Genomic DNA, 19,657 nt, shown 5'->3' on the forward strand with positions numbered 1-19,657 from the left:
GACTGGCACAGACCACCGGCACCCCACCCGGCAGCGCTCGGATCAGCGCCCGTTGAACGCGTCCTTCAACCGCGAGAACAACCCCTGCTGCCCCGGCTGGAACTGTCCCTGCGGGCGCTCCTCGCCGCGCAGCTTGGCCAGCTCGCGCAGCAGGCGCTCCTGCTCCGGGTCCAGCTTGGTCGGGGTCTGGACCTCGACGTGGACGATCAGGTCGCCCCGGCCGCCGCCGCGCAGATGCGTGACGCCCCGGCCGTGCATCGGGATCGACTGGCCGGACTGGGTGCCCGGGCGGATGTCGACCTCCTCCATGCCGTCCAGCGTCTCCAGCGGCACCTTGGTGCCGAGGGCCGCCGCCGTCATCGGGATCGTGACCGTGCAGTGCAGGTCGTCGCCGCGCCGCTGGAACATCGGGTGCGGGAGTTCGTGGATCTCCACGTACAGGTCGCCGGCGGGACCGCCACCGGGGCCGACCTCGCCCTCGCCCGCGAGCTGGATCCGGGTGCCGTTGTCGACACCGGCCGGGATCTTCACCGTCAGGGTGCGGCGGGAGCGGACCCGGCCGTCACCGGCGCACTCCGGGCAGGGGTTCGGCACGACCGTGCCGAAGCCCTGGCACTGCGGGCACGGCCGCGAGGTCATGACCTGACCCAGGAAGGACCGGGTGACCTGCGAGACCTCACCCCGGCCGCGGCACATGTCACACGTCTGCGCCGAGGTGCCCGGCGCCGCGCCCTCGCCGCTGCACGTGGCGCAGACGATCGCGGTGTCCACCTGGATGTCCTTGGTGGTGCCGAAGGCCGCCTCGTCGAGTTCGATCTCGATCCGGATCATCGCGTCCTGGCCCCGGCGGGTGCGCGAGCGCGGCCCGCGCTGCGACGCCGTGCCGAAGAACGCGTCCATGATGTCGGAGAAGTTCCCGAAGCCGCCCGCGCCGAAGCCGCCGGCGCCCGCGCCGCCGCTCTGCGACAGGGGGTCACCGCCGAGGTCGTAGACCTGCTTCTTCTGCGGGTCCGACAACACCTCGTACGCGGCGTTGATCTCCTTGAACCGCTCCTGGGTCTTCGGATCGGGGTTGACATCCGGGTGCAGCTCGCGGGCGAGCCGCCGGAAGGCCTTCTTGATCTCTTCCTGCGACGCGTCGCGGCGCACGCCGAGAACGGCGTAATAGTCCGTGGCCACTTACGACTCCGCCAGGATCTGTCCGACGTACCGTGCCACCGCTCGTACCGCTCCCATCGTTCCCGGGTAATCCATGCGGGTCGGTCCGACCACGCCCAGCTTGGCGACTGCCTCGCCGCCCGAACCGTAGCCGACCGACACCACCGACGTGGAGTTGAGTCCCTCATGGGCGTTCTCGTGACCGATGCGCACGGTCATGCCCGAATCCTTCGCCTCGCCCAGCAGCTTGAGGAGTACCACCTGCTCCTCCAGCGCCTCCAGGACGGGCCGGATGGTGAGGGGGAAGTCATGTCCGAAGCGGGTCAGATTGGCGGTGCCGCCGATCATCAACCGCTCCTCGGTCCGCTCGACCAGCGTCTCCAGCAGGGTGGAGAGCACCGTCTGGACGGTGCCGCGATCCTCCGCCTCGAAGCCCTCGGGGAGATCCTGCACCAGTTGCGGCACATCCGTGAAACGGCGTCCGGCGACCCGGCTGTTCAGCCGCGCCCGCAGATCCGCCAGGGACGTCTCGCCGAACGGCGCCGGGCAGTCGATCATCCGCTGCTCGACCCGTCCGGTGTCGGTGATCAGGACCAGCATCACCCGCGCGGGTGCCATCGACAGCAGCTCCACGTGCCGCACCGTGGACCGGGTCAGCGAGGGATACTGCACGACCGCGACCTGCCTGGTCAGCTGCGCGAGCAGCCGCACCGTGCGGGCCACGACGTCGTCGAGGTCGACGGCGCCGTCGAGGAAGTTCTGGATCGCGCGCCGCTCGGGCGCGGTGAGCGGCTTGACCTCGGCGAGCTTGTCGACGAAGAGCCGGTAGCCCTTGTCGGTGGGGATCCGCCCGGCGCTGGTGTGCGGCTGGGCGATGTACCCCTCGTCCTCCAGGGCGGCCATGTCGTTGCGGACCGTGGCCGGCGAGACGCCGAGGTTGTGCCGCTCGGTGAGCGCCTTGGAGCCGACCGGCTCCTCGGTTCCGACGTAGTCCTGGACGATGGCGCGCAGTACCTGAAGCCGTCGTTCACTGAGCATCCGCGCACACCTCCAGCGGTCCGTCCCCTTGGCGCTCCCCCTGGCACTCACCCCATACGAGTGCCAGCCTTACCGGCCCAGTGTACGGCCGTCGGGTACGCCCCGGGCAAGGCCGGTCCCGCGCGGTCGTGCGCCCGGGGGCGTCACGGTTAGCGTCGCGGTATGACGGTGACTTGGGAAGAGCTGGGGTGGGAACGGCTGGCGACCGGGGTCGGCCGGTGCCGCCTGCCGGGCTGGGACTGCACGGCCGGACTGGTCCTCGGCGAGGGCACGGCGCTGCTGATCGACGCGGGTTCGGGGCTCGCGGAGGGCGCCCGGCTGCGCGCCGAGGCCGAGGAACTCTCCGGGCACCGTGTGACCCATGTCGCGCTCACCCACCCCCACTTCGACCATGTCTTCGGGGCGGCGGCGCTCGCGGGCGCGGAGGTCTACGGCGCGGTCGGCGTGGACGCGGCGCTCACCTCCCGGCGGGCCCGGGAGGACCTGCGGACGGACGCGATCCGCAACGGCCTGGACGAGACGACGGCGGGCGAGGCGGCGGACACCCTGGTCGCGCCGCGTCACCACGTCTCCGGCGAGTGGACCCTCGACCTGGGCGGCGGCTGCCAGGTGCTGCTCGCGAACGTCGGCCCCGGCCACACCGCCCACGATCTCGCCGTCCTCGTCCCCGGCGCGACGGAGGTGGTCTTCTGCGGTGACCTGGTCGAGGAGTCCGGCGAGCCGCAGGCGGGCCCCGACGCCGTCCCGTCCCGCTGGCCGGACGCGCTGGACCGCCTGCTGTCCCTCGGCGGCGAGGACGCGCTCTACGTCCCCGGCCACGGCGCGGTGGTCGACGCCGCCTTCGTGCGCCGCCAGCGCGACGTCCTGGCGGCCCGCTTCGGCGTGTCGGGCTGAACCCGTCCGCGGCTGTCCATATCGTCATTCGAATGCGCCAGTACTCTCCGGACCTGACCCCGCCCTGGAAGAAGCCCCGGCCCGTCCCGGAGGTCCCGGCGGAGCCCGGCCTGGTGGTCGAGGAGGCGGGGACCGGGTTCTGCGGCGCGGTCGTCCGCTGCGAGGCGGGCACGGTGACGCTGGAGGACCGCTTCGGCAAGCACCGGGTGTTTCCGATGGAACCGCGCGGCTTCCTGCTGGAGGGCAGGGTGGTGACCCTCGTACGGCCGCCGGCGTCGGGGCCCGTGCGGCCCGCTCGCACCGCCTCCGGCTCGGTCGCCGTCCCCGGCGCCCGCGCGCGCGTGGCGCGCGCCGGCCGCATCTACGTCGAGGGCCGCCACGACGCCGAGCTGGTCGAGAAGGTGTGGGGCGACGACCTGCGCATCGAGGGCGTCGTCGTGGAGTACCTGGAGGGCGTCGACGACCTCCCCTCGATCGTGGCCGACTTCGCCCCGGGCCCGGACGCGAGACTGGGCGTCCTCGTGGACCATCTGGTACCGGGCACCAAGGAGTGGCGCATCGCGCAGGCCGTGACCAGCGACCACGCCCTGGTCGTCGGCCACCCGTACATCGACATCTGGCAGGCGGTGAAGCCGTCGGCCCTGGGCATCCCGGCCTGGCCGGAGGTGCCCAAGGGCCAGGACTGGAAGACGGGGGTGTGCCGGGCCCTGGGCTGGCCGGCGGAGAACACCGGCGCGGTGTGGCAGGCGATCCTGAAGCGGGTCGGCTCCTACAAGGACCTGGAGCCGGAGCTGCTGGGGAGGGTGGAGGAGCTGATCGACTTCGTCACCGCCTAGCCGCGGGCGGCCAGGCCCTAGTCCACCAGGTCCCGCACCACCGCGTCCGCCAGCAGCCGCCCCCGCAGCGTCAGGACCGCCTGCCCCCGCTCGTACGGCCCCTCCTGGAGCAGTCCCCCGGACAACGCGCGGCGGGCGGCCTTCAGGCCCTCCTCGCGGAGGAGGGCCAGCGGCACGCCCTCGCGCAGACGCAGCTCCAGCAGGATGCGCTCGACCCGCCGGTCCTCGTCCGAGAGCAGTTCGCGACCGGCGCCCGGAGAGCGGCCCTCCGCCAGGGCCGCCGCGTAGGCGCCCGGGTGCTTCACGTTCCACCAGCGCACTCCGCCGACGTGCGAGTGGGCGCCGGGGCCCGCGCCCCACCAGTCGGCGCCTCGCCAGTACAGCTCGTTGTGCAGGCAGCGCCCGGCTTCCGCGGTGGCCCAGTTGGACACCTCGTACCAGTCGTAGCCCGCCGCGGAGAGCCGCTCCTCGGCGATCAGGTAGCGGTCGGCGTGCACGTCGTCGTCGGTCATGGGGACCTCGCCCCGGCGGATCCGCCGCGCGAGCTGGGTGCCCTCCTCGACGATCAGGGCGTACGCCGAGATGTGGTCGGGCCCCGCGCCGAGGGCCGCGTCCAGGGAGGCGCGCCAGTCGTCGTCGGACTCACCGGGCGTGCCGTAGATCAGGTCGAGGTTGACGTGCTCGAAGCCCGCCGCGCGGGCCTCCGCGACGCATGCCTCGGGGCGCCCCGGGGTGTGCGTGCGGTCGAGGACCTTCAGCACGTGCCGCCGCGCGCTCTGCATGCCGAAGGAGATCCGGTTGAAGCCGCCCTCCCGCAGCTCGGCGAGGTAGGCGGGGTCCACCGACTCCGGGTTCGCCTCCGTCGTGACCTCGGCGTCGGCCGCGAGCCCGAACTCCTCGCGGATCGCTCCCAGCATCCGTACGAGATCACCGGCGGCCAGCAGGGTGGGCGTACCGCCGCCGACGAAGACCGTGCGGACCTCGCGCGGGTCGTCGCCGAGGACCTTGCGGGCGAGGCGGATCTCGTCGGTCAGGGTGTCGGCGTAGTTGTCCCGGGAGGCGAGGACGCCGCCGGTGCCGCGCAGCTCGGTGGCGGTGTAGGTGTTGAAGTCGCAGTAGCCGCAGCGGGTCGCGCAGTACGGGACGTGCAGATAGAACCCGAGGGGGCGGCCGGCCGCCCCGGCGAGCGCGGACGCGGGCAGCGCGCCGTCGGCGGGGACGGGCTCGCCGTCGGGGAGTGCGGAAGGCATGTCCTCCATTGTCCCGCACTCCCGTCCCGACTCCTGAACGCGCTACGACGGCCGCTCGGCCTGGAGGACCAGCAGGGCGAGATCGTCCTCGGGCGGGCTGCCGCCGAACTCGTGCACCTGCCGCCGGATCCGCTCGGCGATCAGCTCCGCGCTCAGGCCCGCGCAGCCGGCCAGCGCCGCCGCCAGCCCGTCGCCGTCGTCGAACTGCCGGGAGCCGCAGCGGCGCTCGGTGACCCCGTCGGTGACGCAGAGGAGGCTGTCACCGGGGCGCAGTGCGAAGGTCTCGCTGGTGTAGGTCTCGTCCTCGACGACGCCGAGCAGGGTCTGCGGACGGGCGACGGTACGGACGTCGCCGTCGGGGCCGAGGAGCAGCGGGAGGGGGTGGCCGGCGGCGGCGAGGGTGCAGCGGACGCCGCCGTCGAAGGGGGCCAGCTCGCCGTAGAGGAGGGAGAGGAAGCGGGTCTGCGGGCCGTCGCCGGGGGCTACGGGGCCCGCCAGGGCGCGGGCGGCGGCGTCGGCGGCCTCGGTGGCGTCGTCGAGGAGGAGCTGGTTGAGGCGGTCGAGGACGTCGGCGACACGGTAGCCCTCGCGGGCCAGCAGCCGCAGCCAGGGGCGGGCCAGGCCGATGACGACGGCGGCTTCGGGTCCCTTGCCCTGCACGTCGCCGACGGCGAAGCACCAGCGGCCGTCGCCGGCCGGGAAGAGGTCGTAGAAGTCGCCGCTGGGCCCGCCGACGTCGCACGGCTCGTGCACCAGGGCGCTGCGCAGCCCGGGGACCTCGGGGACCGTGCCGGGCAGCAGCCCGCGCTGGAGGACGGAGCTGATGGTGACCTGGCGGGCGTACTGCCGGGCCGCCCCGATGGCCAGCGCGACCCTGCGGCCCAGATCCTCCACCAGACCGGTCACCTCGCCGGGCAGCCGCGTGACCCCGGACCGCCCGATGACCAGCGTCCCGAGCGGGCGCCCGCCGGCGACCAGCCGGAAGGCCATGGCGGTGCCGGGGGCGGCGGGGGTCCCGGAAGCGGCAGGAGAGCCGGCCTCCCCCGGCCAGGGGTAGGGCACCGGCCCGCCGTTCTCCGTCTCCTCCGCCGTGCCGGGCGGCTCCTTCTCCAGGGCGCGGCGCAGCTCCTCCATGTGGTCCTCGCTGGCGTGCCAGACGCGGGCCAGGCGGGGGCCGGGCGTGCCGAGGCCGCCGTCGGGGCGGCGGGCGCGGCCCATCGCCTCGTCCTCCAGCCAGATCGCGCACCAGTCGGCGAGCCGCGGCACGAGCAGCTGGCCGGTGAGCGCGGCGACCAGGTCCTCGTCGAGCTGCCCGGCGAGCAGGTCGGACGCCTCGGCGAGGAAGGACAGGGCGCCGCGCCCCAGCCATTCGCCGTCCCGCTCGGCCCGCCGCCGCTCGGGGGCGAGCAGTCCGGCGACGGACAGGGACTCGCCCGGGTCCTCGTGCCGCGGGTGCTCGTCGCCGGTCACCCGCGCCCACACCGTCTTGGCGCCCCGGCGGTAGGTGACGCCCCAGGACTCGGAGAGGGCGGACACGAGGCGCAGGCCACGGCCGTACTCCGGGGTGCCGTGGGCCGGTTCGCCGGCGGTGTCGCGCGGGGCGCGGGAGGGGTGGCGGTCGCAGACCTCGATGACGAGCGCGCCGGTGTCCGGCTCCAGCCGGCAGGCCAGTTCCACGTCGGTGCCGGCGTGCACGACCGCGTTGGTGACCAGTTCGCTGACGACGACCGCCGCGTCCTCGGCGACCCGGTCGGCGCCGGGCAGCCCGAGGTCGCCCCACTCGCGCAGGGCCGTGCGCAGCAGCCGGCGGGCGGCGCCCGGGGCGAGCGGGCCCCCGGTGAGGGTGGTGCGCGCCTGCGGCCGCGCGGGCGCGCTGACGGGGTCGCTCTCCGGGTACGTCGGAGACTCCCGCTGTGTCGGTATGGCCCCCATCTCCAGCTCCCCGGGCAGTGGGACGGTGTTGTGCCGACAGGGTGACAGACCGACCCCGGCCGACCGCGCCGAGTTACCGAAGTGGGCCGTGTTGAGTGAGGACCATGCTCCGCACATGGCCGAATCCGGACCGGTTGGGGTCCGGATTCGAGCATCTGAACTATGCCGCTGGCTCAGGCGCCTTTCCCGGGCGGCGAGCCGGCGGAACGGGGACCGCTACTTCTCGATCGCCCCCTCGTACATCTCCTCGATCAGGTGCTTGTACTCCCGCTCGACGACCGGCCGCTTCAGCTTCAGGCTCGGGGTGATCTCGCCGTGCTCGATGTCGAGGTCGCGCGGCAGCAGCCGGAACTTCTTGATGGTCTGCCAGCGCTGGAGCCCGGCGTTGAGCTGCTGGACGTATCCGTCGACCATCTCCACGGTGGCGGGCGCGGCGACCACCTCGGCGTACGACTTGCCCTCCAGGCCGTTCTCCTTCGCCCAGCCGAGGAGCGCGGCCTCGTCGAGGGCGATGAGCGCGGTGCAGTAGTTCCGGTCGGCGCCGTGGACGAGGATGTTGGAGACGAACGGGCAGACCGCCTTGAAGGAGCCCTCGATCTCGGTCGGCGCGATGTACTTGCCGCCCGAGGTCTTGAACAGGTCCTTCTTGCGGTCGGTGATCCGCAGGTAGCCGTCGTTGGACAGCTCGCCGATGTCGCCGGTGTGGAACCAGCCGTCCGGCTCCAGCACCTCGGCGGTCTTGTCGGGCAGACCGTGGTAGCCGGCCATGATGCCGGGGCCGCGCAGCAGGATCTCGCCGTCCTCGGCGATGCGCACCTCGGTGCCGGGCAGCGGCTTGCCGACCGTGCCGGTGCGGTAGGCCTCGCCGGGGTTGACGAAGGAGGCGGCGGAGGACTCGGTGAGGCCGTAGCCCTCGAGGATGTGGATGCCGGCGCCGGAGAAGAAGTAGCCGATCTCGGGGGCGAGGGCGACCGAGCCGGAGACGCAGGCCCGCAGCCGTCCGCCGAAGGCCTCGCGCAGCTTGGCGTAGACGAGCTTGTCGGCGACCTTGTGCTTGGCGGACAGGCCGAAGGGGGCGGAGGCGGTGCCGGTGCGGCGGAAGTTGTCCTGGGTGACCTTGGCGTACTCGCGGGCGACCTCGGCGGCCCACTGGAAGATCTTGTACTTGGCGGGGCCGCCGGCCCGGGCCTTGGCGACGACGCCGTTGTAGACCTTCTCGAAGATGCGGGGCACGGCCGCCATGTACGTGGGCTGGACGACCGGCAGATTCTCGATGATCTTGTCGACCCGGCCGTCGACGGCGGTGACGTGGCCGACCTCGATCTGCCCGGAGGTCAGCACCTTGCCGAAGACGTGGGCGAGCGGCAGCCACAGGTACTGGACGTCGTCGGGGCCGACCAGGCCGGTCGCGGCGATCGCCTTCGCCATGTACGACCAGTTGTCGTGCGGCAGGCGCACGCCCTTGGGGCGGCCGGTGGTGCCGGAGGTGTAGATGAGGGTGGCCAGCTGCTCCCGCTTGATCGCGCCGACCCGCTGCCTGATCAGCTCGGGGTCCTTCTCCAGCCGGGCCGCGCCGCGGGCCTGGAGTTCGTCCAGGGTGAGCACCCAGTCGCCGGTCTCCACGCCGGTGCCGTCGATGACCACGACATGCGTCAGCTCGGGCAGCCCGGCGCGCTTCTCCCGTGCCTTGGCCAGCTGCTCGGCGTTCTCCGCGATCAGCACCCGGCTGCCGGAGTCGGAGAGGATGAACGCCGACTCGTCGGCGTTGGTCTGCGGGTAGATGGTGGTGGTCGCCGCGCCCGCGCACATGATGCCGAGGTCGGCGAGGATCCACTCGATCCGGGTGGCGGAGGCGAGCGCGACGCGCTGCTCCGGCTGGACGCCCAGCTCGATCAGCCCGGCCGCGATGGCGTGCACCCGCTCGGCGGCCTGCGCCCAGCTCAGCGGCTTCCACTCGTCGGGGCCGCCGGAGGCCGACGGCACCGGGTAGCGGTAGGCCTCGGCGTCCGGGGTGGCGGCCACGCGCTCCAGGAAGAGGCCCGCGACGGACGGCGGACGGTTCTCGATCAGGTTCTGTGTGTCGGTCACGACATCCTCCGGGGGCCCGCGGCGGTGCGGCTTGTCTCCACTCGCGAGGCGTTGTTTAACTCGCGAGTAACTATCGAGCAGGGACAGGTTAGAGCCCGACCGCCCGCTGCGTAAGACTCCGCGCCCACTCACTTCATGTCACTTCCACCTGAGAGATACCCAGGCCACGGCGAAGGGCCCGCCGCGCTTTCGCACGACGGGCCCCGAGGTGTCCCTTTTGCCGACTACCGGCAGTGACCGGTAGTGGGATCCGCGGCTACTTCTTGCCCTTGGCCGATCCCGCGCCGTCGTCGCTGGAGAGCACCGCGATGAAGGCTTCCTGCGGAACCTCCACGGAACCCACCATCTTCATCCGCTTCTTGCCTTCCTTCTGCTTCTCGAGCAGCTTCCGCTTACGGGAGATGTCACCGCCGTAGCACTTGGCGAGGACGTCCTTGCGGATGGCGCGGATGGTCTCGCGGGCGATCACCCGGGAGCCGATGGCGGCCTGGATCGGCACCTCGAAGGCCTGCCGCGGGATGAGCTCGCGCAGCTTGGCGACCAGCCGCACGCCGTACGCGTACGCGGCGTCCTTGTGGGTGATCGCCGAGAAGGCGTCCACCTTGTCGCCGTGCAGCAGGATGTCGACCTTGACCAGGCTGGAGGTCTGCTCACCGGTGGGCTCGTAGTCCAGGGACGCGTAACCGCGCGTCTTCGACTTCAGCTGGTCGAAGAAGTCGAAGACGATCTCGGCGAGCGGAAGGGTGTAGCGGATCTCGACGCGGTCCTCGGAGAGGTAGTCCATGCCGAGCAGGGTGCCGCGCCGGGTCTGGCACAGCTCCATGATCGAGCCGATGAACTCGGTCGGCGCCAGGATGGTGGCGCGCACGACCGGCTCGTACACCTCGCTGATCTTCCCCTCGGGGAACTCGCTCGGGTTGGTGACGATGTGCTCGCTGCGGTCCTCCATCACCACGCGGTAGACCACGTTGGGCGCGGTGGCGATCAGGTCGAGCCCGAACTCGCGCTCCAGGCGCTCGCGGATCACGTCCAGGTGGAGCAGGCCGAGGAAGCCGACGCGGAAACCGAAGCCGAGGGCCGCGGACGTCTCCGGCTCGTACACCAGCGCGGCGTCGTTGAGCTGGAGCTTGTCCAGGGCCTCGCGCAGCTCGGGGTAGTCCGAGCCGTCCAGCGGATACAGACCCGAGAAGACCATCGGCTTCGGGTCCTTGTAGCCGCCCAGCGCCTCCGTGGCCCCCTTGTGCTGGCTGGTGACGGTGTCACCGACCTTGGACTGGCGGACGTCCTTCACACCGGTGATCAGATAGCCCACCTCGCCGACACCGAGGCCGTCGGCGGACAGCATCTCCGGCGAGTTGGTGCCGATCTCCAGCAGCTCGTGGGTGGCGCCCGTGGACATCATCCGGATGCGCTCACGCTTGTTGAGCTGGCCGTCGATGACACGCACGTACGTCACGACGCCCCGGTAGGAGTCGTAGACCGAGTCGAAGATCATCGCGCGGGCGGGGGCGTCCTTGACGCCGACCGGCGGCGGGATCTCGGCGACGACCTTGTCGAGCAGCGCCTCCACCCCGAGCCCGGTCTTCGCGGAGACCTTCAGCACATCGCTCGGGTCGCAGCCGACCAGGTTCGCCAGCTCCTCGGCGAACTTCTCGGGCTGCGCCGCCGGCAGGTCGATCTTGTTCAGCACGGGGATGATCGTGAGGTCGTTCTCCATCGCCAGGTAGAGGTTGGCGAGGGTCTGGGCCTCGATGCCCTGGGCGGCGTCGACGAGGAGGATGGTCCCCTCGCACGCGGCGAGCGACCGCGAGACCTCGTAGGTGAAGTCGACGTGCCCCGGCGTGTCGATCATGTTGAGGATGTGCGTGTCGCTCTTGTCGTGGGTCGGGGCCCACGGCAGACGCACCGCCTGGGACTTGATCGTGATGCCGCGCTCGCGCTCGATGTCCATACGATCGAGGTACTGGGCGCGCATCTGCCGCTGCTCGACCACACCGGTCAGCTGGAGCATCCGGTCGGCGAGCGTGGACTTGCCGTGGTCGATGTGCGCGATGATGCAGAAATTGCGGATCAGAGCCGGGTCGGTACGGCTCGGCTCGGGCACATTGTTAGGGGTCGCGGGCACGCAGGGTCCTGTCTCTTGAGGCGCCTTATGCCTCGGGTCGGATCGATACGTAGCTTCCATGGTCCCACGGGTGCGGCGCGGCGACCGGTTTGGGCCGTCGGATGGGCCGCTGGTAGTGTAGGGGGCTGTGTCTCATGCCCTCTCAGCGCGAGGCACAACCCCAAGAAATCACCTGGTACGGGACGCGGGATCCGCTGGGATCCCTTTCGACCCGTGCCTGAACCTGAAAAGGCTCATTCGTGGCGAACATCAAGTCCCAGATCAAGCGGATCAAGACCAACGAGAAGGCCCGGCTGCGCAACAAGGCCGTCAAGTCCTCCCTGAAGACCGCGATCCGCAAGGCCCGTGAGGCCGCTGCCGCGGGTGACGTCGAGAAGGCCACCGAGTACCAGCGCGCTGCCGCGCGTCAGCTCGACAAGGCCGTCTCCAAGGGCGTCATCCACAAGAACCAGGCCGCCAACAAGAAGTCGGCGCTGGCTGCGAAGGTCACGTCCCTCAAGGGCTGAACCCCTTATCTGGTCTGATCGCCGGTAGGACCCGAGCGGGCCCTCTCTCATCCGCTCCCGACCGGCACCCCGAGTCCGTTCGCGGCCTGCGTTCGCCACGCGGGAACGGACTCAGCGGCTTCATCCGAAGGCCCCGTCGCCTCGCCCTTCCCCAGGGCGGGCCGCGGGGCCTTCGGTCATGCCCGAGGTGTCACGACCAGAAGTCGTTGTTCGCGTCGATGTCCTGGACGCACTCGTCGATGTCGCTCATCTTGTCGCCGACGATCCGGAAGACGAGGGCGCCATCGTCGTCGATGTGCTTGCCGTTGCGGTCCGCCGTGAAGCGCATCATGCCGACCGCGTGGCCGCGGCCGTCCACGGCGACGCCGCGCAGGTCGACCTGCATGTTCCCGCCGGTCTCCTCGTTCATCCGCCGATACATGTCGATGATCGCGTCCTGCCCCTTGAAGTCACCGGACAGCGGGTGGCTCCCGGGCACATGATGGGTACAGTCCGAGGTCATCAGCTCGCGCAGGGTGTCCATGTCACCTCGGGTGAAGGCTTCGTACCCCTTGCGTACGAGTTGGGCGTGCGGGTGTTCAGCCATGGCGATCGCCACCTCTCCGTCGTCCGGCGATGTGCGGCTGATACGCCCGATTCTCCTCCGCTCTTCCTACGCCCGCCCCCTGGACCGCGCGGCCCGGGCGATGATGACGACGGCCTTCTCCAGCGCGTACTCGGGATCGTCCCCGCCGCCCTTCACTCCGGCGTCCGCCTCGGCCACCGCCCGCAGCGCGACGGCGACCCCGTCCGGCGTCCAGCCCCGCATCTGCTGCCGGACCCGGTCGATCTTCCACGGCGGCATGCCCAGCTCCCGCGCCAGATCGGCGGGCCGGCCGCCACGCGCGGAGGACAGCTTGCCGATCGCCCGCACGCCCTGGGCGAGCGCGCTCGTGATCAGCACGGGGGCGACACCGGTCGCCAGCGACCAGCGCAGGGCCTCCAGCGCCTCGGCCGCCCGGCCCTCCACCGCCCGGTCGGCGACGGTGAAGCTGGAGGCCTCGGCGCGGCCGGTGTAGTACCGCCCGACGACGGCCTCGTCGATGGTCCCCTCCACGTCGGCGACCAGCTGCGAGACGGCGGACGCCAGCTCCCGCAGATCGCTGCCGATCGCGTCGACGAGCGTTTGGCAGGCCTCGGGCGTCGCGGACCGCCCGGTCGCCCGGAACTCCTGCCGCACGAACGCCAGCCGGTCCGCCGGCTTCGTCATCTTCGGGCAGGCCACCTCCCGCGCCCCCGCCTTGCGCGCGGCGTCCAGCAGCCCCTTGCCCTTGGCGCCGCCCGCGTGCAGCAGCACCAGGGTGATCTCCTCGGCGGGTGCGCCGAGGTAGGCCTTCACGTCCTTGACCGTGTCCGCGGACAGGTCCTGCGCGTTGCGTACGACCACGACCTTGCGCTCCGCGAAGAGCGACGGGCTGGTCAGCTCGGCGAGGGTGCCGGGCTGCAGCTGATCGGAGGTCAGGTCACGTACGTCCGTGTCGGCGTCGGCGGCCTTGGCGGCGGCCACCACCTCCCGCACGGCACGGTCGAGCAGCAGGTCCTCCTGGCCCACGGCAAGCGTCACCGGGGCGAGAGGGTCGTCATTCGCGGTTTTCCTGGCCATCGGGACAAGCATGGCACGGCCCACTGACAGGGGGGCGCGCCCGGTCCGGCTGCCCGGACGCCGGTGGCTGTCCCCGCCTCAGGGGCGCGGGGAACCGCGCGACCGGCCGGCCACGGCCCGTGGTTCGAGCGACGGGCCGGCACGGCCCGAGGCACCGTGCCCCTACGGCTCCTCGCGCCAGCCGTCCCACTCCCCGGCGAACTCGTCCAGCTCCCCCGGGTCGAGCACCGCGGCCTCGTCCCGCAGCACCACCAGCCACTGCGCGTCCTCGGCGTCGTCCTCCCCCGCCAGCGCGTCCCGCACCAGCCGCGGCTCCTCGTCGACGCCGAACCGCTCCCCCAGCGCCTCGGCCGCCTCCTCCGCGGCGTCACGGTCGGGCAGCACCAGCACATGTCTCACATCACTCACGGCACCATTCTCCGCCACGGCCGGGAGAAGACTCCCTGGTAGGGGGTGTCTCGCCGATCACGGCGGGCTCGCGGTGCGCCCGGCCCCTGATCCGGCCTGACCGACGAGACACCCTAGGCCGCGATCTCACCGGCCGCCTTGGGCACGACCTGCACGTCGAGATCGATCCGGATGCTCGGTCCCACCACGGCGATCCCTCGCGCCAGCACGGTCTGCCAGCTCACGGTGAAGTCGTCGCGGTGCAGCTCGGTGGTCGCCCGGCAGGCGGCCCGGACCTCTCCCTCCATGCCGTTGCCCAGCCCCAGGTACTCGGTGTCCAGCGTCACCGTCCGCGTCACCCCGTGCAGCGACAGCGCCCCGGTCACGGCCCACCGGCTGCCGCCCTTGTGCACGAACCGGTCGCCGTAGAACTCGATCGTCGGAAAGCGCTCCACATCGAGGAAGTCCGCCGACCGCAGATGGTCGTCCCGCATCCGCACCTTGGTGTCGATCGACGCCGCCCCGATCACCACGTGCAGCTGCGACCGCTCCACGGGGTCGGCGATCCGTATCACCCCGGCGAACGTGTTGAACCGCCCGTGGATCCGCGCCAGCCCGATGTGCCGGGCGGTGAAACCGATCGAGGAGTGCGTCGGCTCGATGTCCCAGTCCCCCGGCGCCGGCAGCTCCGGCGGCTCGGCCGACTGGAGCGTCACGTCGCCGGGCGAGGCGAGCGCGCCCTCCTCCACGGTCATGGCCGCCCGGTACGGGGCGTACCCCTCGGCCGACACCGCCAGCCGGTACTCCCCCGCCGGCACCACCGTCACGAACGAACCGAAGGGATCCGTGCCCCCGCTGACCACCCTGCGCCCCATGTGGTCGCTGACCACGACCTCCGCGTGCCGCACGGGCTCATGGACCGGATCGAGCACCCGGCAGCTGAGCGCACCCGCCCGAGCCGGGGTCCGCACCGCCGCCAGGGGGCTCATCCGTTGTATCCGGTTCCTCCGGCTTCCCAGCCAGCGGCCGATCATCCACGACACCTCTGCGCGCCTTGACGTCACTCGTTACCGAAGATCCATTCGATCACTTGTGTGGCTTTCGGGCAACACAGGGACAGTTCACGGGATACGGACGGAATCAGTCCCTCCCGTCTGCTTTACCCACCACCGGAACCCGGCCCAGCTCGATCCCGAACCGCTCCCGGTACACCGCCAGCACCGCCTCGTCCTCCCCCTCGCCGTACTCGTGTTCCTCCCGCGTCCCGTCCGCCGCCGTCACCTTCAGCCTGCGTCCGCTGAGCGTGATCCGCCCGCCGTCCCCGGTGACCCGGGAGCACACCAGTGACCGCGTGAAGTGCGACTCCGGGGAGGTGCTGTGCCACCAGGCCCCGGTCACGAAGTCGGCGAGCACCCGGGGCCGGGTCTCCAGCCGGTACTCCCGCTCGCCGTCCTTCAGCAGGTCGAGGTCGACCGCGTCCGCCGTACCGCTGCCTCCCCGGGCCCCCGCCGCGTCCGGCCCCGCCTCGACGATCCGGAACGAGCCCGCCGGATCGGCCTGCTCCCCGCGGTCCCGCCACGACAGCGGATAGTGGCTGTGCGCCCCGAATCCCACGTCGGCCAGCCATTCCCCCGCGTCCACCGTCCGCACCCGCAGCGCCATGTGGTCGTACGGGACCCCCGGCCGCCCCTCCGGGCCGTACACCCGCGCCGCCAGCGGCGTCACCTCGAACCCGAGCGCGTCCAGCAACGCGGCGAAAGCGCCGTTCAGTTCGTAGCAGAACCCGCCCCGCCGCGCGCCCACCACCTTGTCCAGCAGCCGTTTCTCGTCGAGCACGACCGCCTCGCCGAGGTGGATCGACAGGTTTTCGAAGGGCACCGTCCGCAGATGGCGCAGGTGCAGCTCGCGCAGCGCGCCGAGGGTGGGCCGGGCCGGACGGGCGGCGCCCAGGCGGCCGAGATACGCGTCAACCTCGCTCGGGTTCATGCCCTCAGTCTCGCGCCACCCGTATCTCGCCACGACCGGGACGATCCCCGCCTATCACCGCGACCGTCCCGTCCCGGTCCGTCCGCAGCACCGCCGCGCCCCCGGCGCGCAGCGCCGTGAGGGTGCCGGGTGCCGGATGCCCGTACGGGTTGTCCTCGCCCGCGGAGATCAGCGCCAGGCGCGGCGCCGTCCGGCGGATCAGCTCCGGGTCCTGGTAGGCGGAGCCGTGGTGGGCGACCTTGAGGACGTCCACCCGGCCGATCAGCGCCGCCGCCGGCGTCCGCAACAGCGCCCGCTGAGCCGGGGGTTCGAGGTCACCGAGCAGCAGCATCCGCAGCCCCGCCGACCGGACGAGCAGGGCGACGCTGGCGTCGTTCGGCCCCTCCGGCACCGGTCCCGAAAGCGGCGCCCCCGATTGCGGCGACCCCGAAGGCGGCCACAGCACCTGCCAGGAGAGGCCGCCGGTGCGCCGCCGCTCCCCGGCGACCGCCCGCGTCACCGGGACGCCCCGCGCGGCCGCCTCGCGCCGGACGAACTCCGCCTGCTCCGCGGGCTCTTCGTACCCCGTCGTCTGGATGGCCCCCACCCTGCGCCCCCGCAGCACTCCGGGCAGTCCGGCGACATGGTCGGCGTGGAAGTGGGTGAGCACGACGAGCGGGATCCTGGTGATGCCCAGCCCGCGCAGGCAGCGGTCCACGAGCACCGGGTCCGGCCCCGCGTCCACCACCACGCCGGTGCCCTCGCCCGCCGCCAGCACCGTCGCGTCGCCCTGTCCCACGTCGCACAGCACGAGCCGCCAGCCCGGCGGCGGCCAGCCGGTGATCACCCGGGTCAGCGGGGGCGGCTGCACCACCGCCAGCACCAGCAGCAGCCCGCCGGCCACGACAAGCCAGGGATGTCGCAGCAACCGCCGCCCGGCCACCACCACGGTCACCGTGACACACAGCAGCAGCCCCGCCCCCGCCCAGCTTCCCGGCCAGTCCACGCCCGCCCCGGGCAGTGCCGCCCCGGTGCGCGCGATGCCCGCGATCCACCCGGCGGGCCAGCCCGCGCACCACGCCAGCGCCTCCGCCACCGGCATCGCCACCGGCGCCGCCGCGAGCGCGGCGAACCCCAGCACCGTCGCCGGGGCCAGCGCGCACTCCGCGAGCAGATTGCACGGCACCGCCACCAGACTCACCCGTGCCGACAGCACCACCACGACCGGCGCGCACACGGCCTGCGCCGCCGCGGCGGCAGCCAGCGCCTCCGCCGGCCGCGGCGGCAGCCCGCGCCCGCGCAGCGCCGCGCTCCACCTCGGCGCGAGCGTCAGCAGCGCCCCGGTGGCCAGCACGGAGAGCAGGAAGCCGTAACTCCGTGACAGCCACGGGTCGTACAGCACCAGCAGCAGCACCGCCGTCGCCAGGGCCGGGATCAGGGACCTGCGGCGTCCGGTGGCCAGGGCGAGCAGCGTGACCGCCCCGCAGGCGGCGGCCCGCAGCACACTCGGGTCCGGGCGGCACACCACGACGAACCCCAGGGTGAGCACCCCGCCGAGCAGCGCGGTTCCCCGCAGGGAGACACCGAGCCGCGGGGCCAGGCCGCGCCGCTCGGCCCGCTGGGCCAGTCCGGGCGGGCCGAGGAGCAGGGCGAGGACGATGGTGAGGTTGCTGCCGGACACGGCGAGCGTGTGGGCGAGGTCGGTCTCCTTGAAGGCCGCGTCCAGGTCGGGCCCGATCCGCGAGGTGTCCCCCACGACCAGGCCCGGGAGCAGGGCGCGCGCGTCCGCGGGCAGACCGTCGGTGGCCTCCCGCAGCCCGGCCCGCAACCGCCCGGCGAACCGCTGGGCCTCGGTGGGCTGCCCCACCACCTCCGGTCCCGCCCGGTCCCGGACCCGCAGAACGGCCGCGATCCGGTCCCCGCCGACCATGGCGGGCGCCAGCCGGCCCGTCACCCGCAGCCGCGTGGAGGGCAGCAGTCCGAGCCACGACGACCGCCCGGCCCCGGGCCCCACGTCGACGATCACCAGCACCGGCGCCCGGGTCACCGTCCGCGCCGCCCCGGCGGCAGGCCGCTCCAGCACCGCGCGGACCTCTCCCCGCAGCAGCACGGACACCCGGGCGAGGTGATCACCGGTGACCCGCGGCCGGGTCAGCCGCGGATCCCCGGTGATCGCGACCTCCGCGGTCACCGTGGCGTACTCCCTTGCCAGCCCCGGCACCGGCCCCCGACGCAGATCCGCACCGTGCAGCCCGGCGGAGGCAGCGGCCGCGGCGACACAGACCAGAACGGCGGCCACGGGCACCCGAAGCCAGGCGATCCGTTCCCGGGACATCCGGGGTGTCCGGGCCATCGAGGGTGTCCGGGGCACCCGGGGTGCTCGAGGCGCCCGGGGCCCAGCGGCCCCCGCCCGAGGCCCGGCCACCGGCACTCGGGCCCCGGCGCCGTCCGGTGAGCCGCGGGCCGGGCGGCCCGTTCGGCGCGCCGCCCACAGCAGGGCGACCGCCCCGGCCGAGCACACCGCCACCACCCCGACGGCCCATCCGGGCGACGCGCCCAGCATGAGAGCCGCCGTCACCCAGGCGGCGAGCGCCGGTGCGACAAGGCGCAGATCGGCCGGCCCCTCCTGCCGTGGATGCGCGTCACCCAGCCGCTTGCCGGACGCCGCGTGCACCGCCGACCGCCCGGACCGGCCCGTGCCGTCCTCAGACCGGCCGAGCCCCGCCGGGGCCCCTTCTTCACCCCGGTCGAGACCCGCCGGCGCCTCCTCACTCCGGCCGAGCCCCGGCGCAGCCTCCTCACCCCGGCCCGCAGTCGAACCTTCCTCCCCGCCCCTCATGGCCGTACGAGATCCCGCAGGTCGGCGAAGCGTCGCTCGCCGATGCCGTTGACCTCGCGCAGTTCGTCCACCGAGCGGAAGCCGCCGTGCCGGGTGCGGTAGTCGATGATGTGCTGGGCGAGCACCGGTCCGACGCCGGGCAGGGTGTCGAGCTGTTCCACGGTGGCCGTGTTGAGGGAGACGGGCCCCGCCGGTGCCGCGCCGAGAGCTCCTCCGGCGGACCCCGGAGCCGGAACGGGAGCGGGAGCGGGCCCGCCGACGACCACCTGCTCCCCGTCCACGAGGAACCGCGCCCGGTTGAGCCCGTCGAGGTCCGTGCCCGGCCGTACGCCGCCCGCCGCCTCCAGCGCGTCCACCACCCGCGCCCCCGCCGGCAGCCGGTGGATCCCGGGTTCCCGCACCTTCCCGCTGACGTCCACCACGATCTCGGCGCCCGGCGTGCTCGCCGGTCCGGCGGTCCCGGCCGGGTCACCCGCTGCTTCCGCGTGCGGCGCCGCCGCCTCGGCGTGCGGTGCCGCCTCGACCACTTCCGGCGCCCGCACGGTCTCGGTCCGCCCGCTCCAGAAGTGCTGCACGGCGAATCCGGCGGCCACCACGAGCAGGACGGTCAGCGCCAGCACGCTGCGCCGTTCCAGCCCTACCCGGGCCTGCAACCACACCGGCATCCGCTCCCGCACGGCGAGCCGGGCCCGGCCCCGCCAGGCCCCCGCCTCACCGGACTCCTGTGCCTGCGCCCGCTCCCGCTCCTGCTCCCGCTCCCGGTCGTCCTCGTACGCCGCAGCGCCTGCCTCGTCCGGTGTCGGCGGCCCAGCCCCCGACTCGCCGAACAACAACCGCGCGCGTCGCCGCAGTTCATCGGCGGACGTGTGCCGTTGCCGAACCGGCCTGCCGCGCAGCGGCGCACGGCGACGACGGGTGCGGCCGTCCGAGGCCGGGCCCCGGCCGGGGCCGCTGGTGGCGGACGTGATGCGTGTGTGTGCTCGAAGTGCCATGTGAC

General features: G+C 73.0%; 16 protein-coding genes. 3 read left to right on the forward strand and 13 right to left on the reverse strand.

What is annotated here, in order from left to right; translation table 11 throughout:
* Positions 1-42: 42 nt before the first annotated feature.
* Both dnaJ and hrcA read right to left on the reverse strand, forming a co-directional pair.
* Complete coding sequence (gene dnaJ, locus VE614_RS07760; RefSeq protein WP_324934002.1) at positions 43-1,179, reverse strand: molecular chaperone DnaJ; 1,137 nt, start codon at positions 1,177-1,179, stop codon at positions 43-45.
* Complete coding sequence (gene hrcA, locus VE614_RS07765; protein WP_324934004.1) at positions 1,180-2,196, reverse strand: heat-inducible transcriptional repressor HrcA; 1,017 nt, start codon at positions 2,194-2,196, stop codon at positions 1,180-1,182.
* Positions 2,197-2,358: 162 nt separating this feature from the next.
* Here hrcA and VE614_RS07770 point away from each other — a divergent pair, with 162 nt between their 5' ends.
* Both VE614_RS07770 and VE614_RS07775 read left to right on the forward strand, forming a co-directional pair.
* Positions 2,359-3,090 (forward strand): MBL fold metallo-hydrolase, encoded by a 732-nt coding sequence (locus VE614_RS07770; protein ID WP_324934006.1) that lies wholly within the window; start codon positions 2,359-2,361, stop codon positions 3,088-3,090.
* Positions 3,091-3,122: 32 nt separating this feature from the next.
* The gene (locus VE614_RS07775; protein WP_324934008.1) at positions 3,123-3,926 is read left to right on the forward strand and encodes a DUF3097 domain-containing protein; all 804 of its coding nucleotides are present in this window, start codon (positions 3,123-3,125) and stop codon (positions 3,924-3,926) included.
* A 17-nt stretch (positions 3,927-3,943) separates the two neighbouring features.
* Here the strand turns inward: VE614_RS07775 and hemW are convergent, their stop codons facing one another.
* From hemW to lepA, 4 genes are all read right to left on the reverse strand, one after another.
* Positions 3,944-5,176 carry a radical SAM family heme chaperone HemW gene (hemW, locus tag VE614_RS07780; RefSeq protein ID WP_324934010.1) on the reverse strand — a complete coding sequence of 411 codons (1,233 nt, stop codon included), beginning with the start codon at positions 5,174-5,176 and terminating at the stop codon, positions 3,944-3,946.
* Positions 5,177-5,218: 42 nt separating this feature from the next.
* Entirely contained in the window at positions 5,219-7,108 is a 1,890-nt protein-coding gene (locus VE614_RS07785; protein ID WP_324934012.1) for a SpoIIE family protein phosphatase, read from the reverse strand.
* A 216-nt stretch (positions 7,109-7,324) separates the two neighbouring features.
* Positions 7,325-9,196: an AMP-dependent synthetase/ligase gene (locus VE614_RS07790; RefSeq protein ID WP_324934014.1), complete on the reverse strand. Its 1,872-nt coding sequence runs from the start codon at positions 9,194-9,196 to the stop codon at positions 7,325-7,327.
* 256 nt (positions 9,197-9,452) lie between these two features.
* On the reverse strand, positions 9,453-11,321 hold the full coding sequence (gene lepA / locus VE614_RS07795; protein WP_324934016.1) for a translation elongation factor 4: 1,869 nt from the start codon (positions 11,319-11,321) through the stop codon (positions 9,453-9,455).
* Between the two features lie 239 nt (positions 11,322-11,560).
* Here lepA and rpsT point away from each other — a divergent pair, with 239 nt between their 5' ends.
* Complete coding sequence (rpsT, locus tag VE614_RS07800; RefSeq protein ID WP_196462792.1) at positions 11,561-11,827, forward strand: 30S ribosomal protein S20; 267 nt, start codon at positions 11,561-11,563, stop codon at positions 11,825-11,827.
* Positions 11,828-12,017: 190 nt separating this feature from the next.
* Here the strand turns inward: rpsT and VE614_RS07805 are convergent, their stop codons facing one another.
* From VE614_RS07805 to VE614_RS07835, 7 genes are all read right to left on the reverse strand, one after another.
* The gene (locus VE614_RS07805; RefSeq protein WP_324934019.1) at positions 12,018-12,413 is read right to left on the reverse strand and encodes a nuclear transport factor 2 family protein; all 396 of its coding nucleotides are present in this window, start codon (positions 12,411-12,413) and stop codon (positions 12,018-12,020) included.
* Between the two features lie 66 nt (positions 12,414-12,479).
* Positions 12,480-13,469 (reverse strand): DNA polymerase III subunit delta, encoded by a 990-nt coding sequence (gene holA / locus VE614_RS07810; protein ID WP_324934021.1) that lies wholly within the window; start codon positions 13,467-13,469, stop codon positions 12,480-12,482.
* A 162-nt stretch (positions 13,470-13,631) separates the two neighbouring features.
* Positions 13,632-13,877, reverse strand: coding sequence for a hypothetical protein (locus tag VE614_RS07815; RefSeq protein ID WP_324934023.1), 246 nt, complete (start codon positions 13,875-13,877; stop codon positions 13,632-13,634).
* Between the two features lie 113 nt (positions 13,878-13,990).
* On the reverse strand, positions 13,991-14,890 hold the full coding sequence (locus VE614_RS07820) for a YceI family protein (RefSeq protein ID WP_324934025.1): 900 nt from the start codon (positions 14,888-14,890) through the stop codon (positions 13,991-13,993).
* A gap of 106 nt (positions 14,891-14,996) precedes the next feature.
* Complete coding sequence (locus tag VE614_RS07825) at positions 14,997-15,842, reverse strand: arylamine N-acetyltransferase (RefSeq protein WP_324934027.1); 846 nt, start codon at positions 15,840-15,842, stop codon at positions 14,997-14,999.
* 4 nt (positions 15,843-15,846) lie between these two features.
* Positions 15,847-18,495: a ComEC/Rec2 family competence protein gene (locus tag VE614_RS07830; protein ID WP_414719542.1), complete on the reverse strand. Its 2,649-nt coding sequence runs from the start codon at positions 18,493-18,495 to the stop codon at positions 15,847-15,849.
* 161 nt (positions 18,496-18,656) lie between these two features.
* On the reverse strand, positions 18,657-19,652 hold the full coding sequence (locus VE614_RS07835) for a ComEA family DNA-binding protein (RefSeq protein WP_324934029.1): 996 nt from the start codon (positions 19,650-19,652) through the stop codon (positions 18,657-18,659).
* Between the last annotated feature and the right edge of the window lie 5 nt (positions 19,653-19,657).

It is taken from the genome of Streptomyces sp. (assembly GCF_035645055.1).
Taxonomy (GTDB): Bacteria; Actinomycetota; Actinomycetes; order Streptomycetales; family Streptomycetaceae; genus Streptomyces.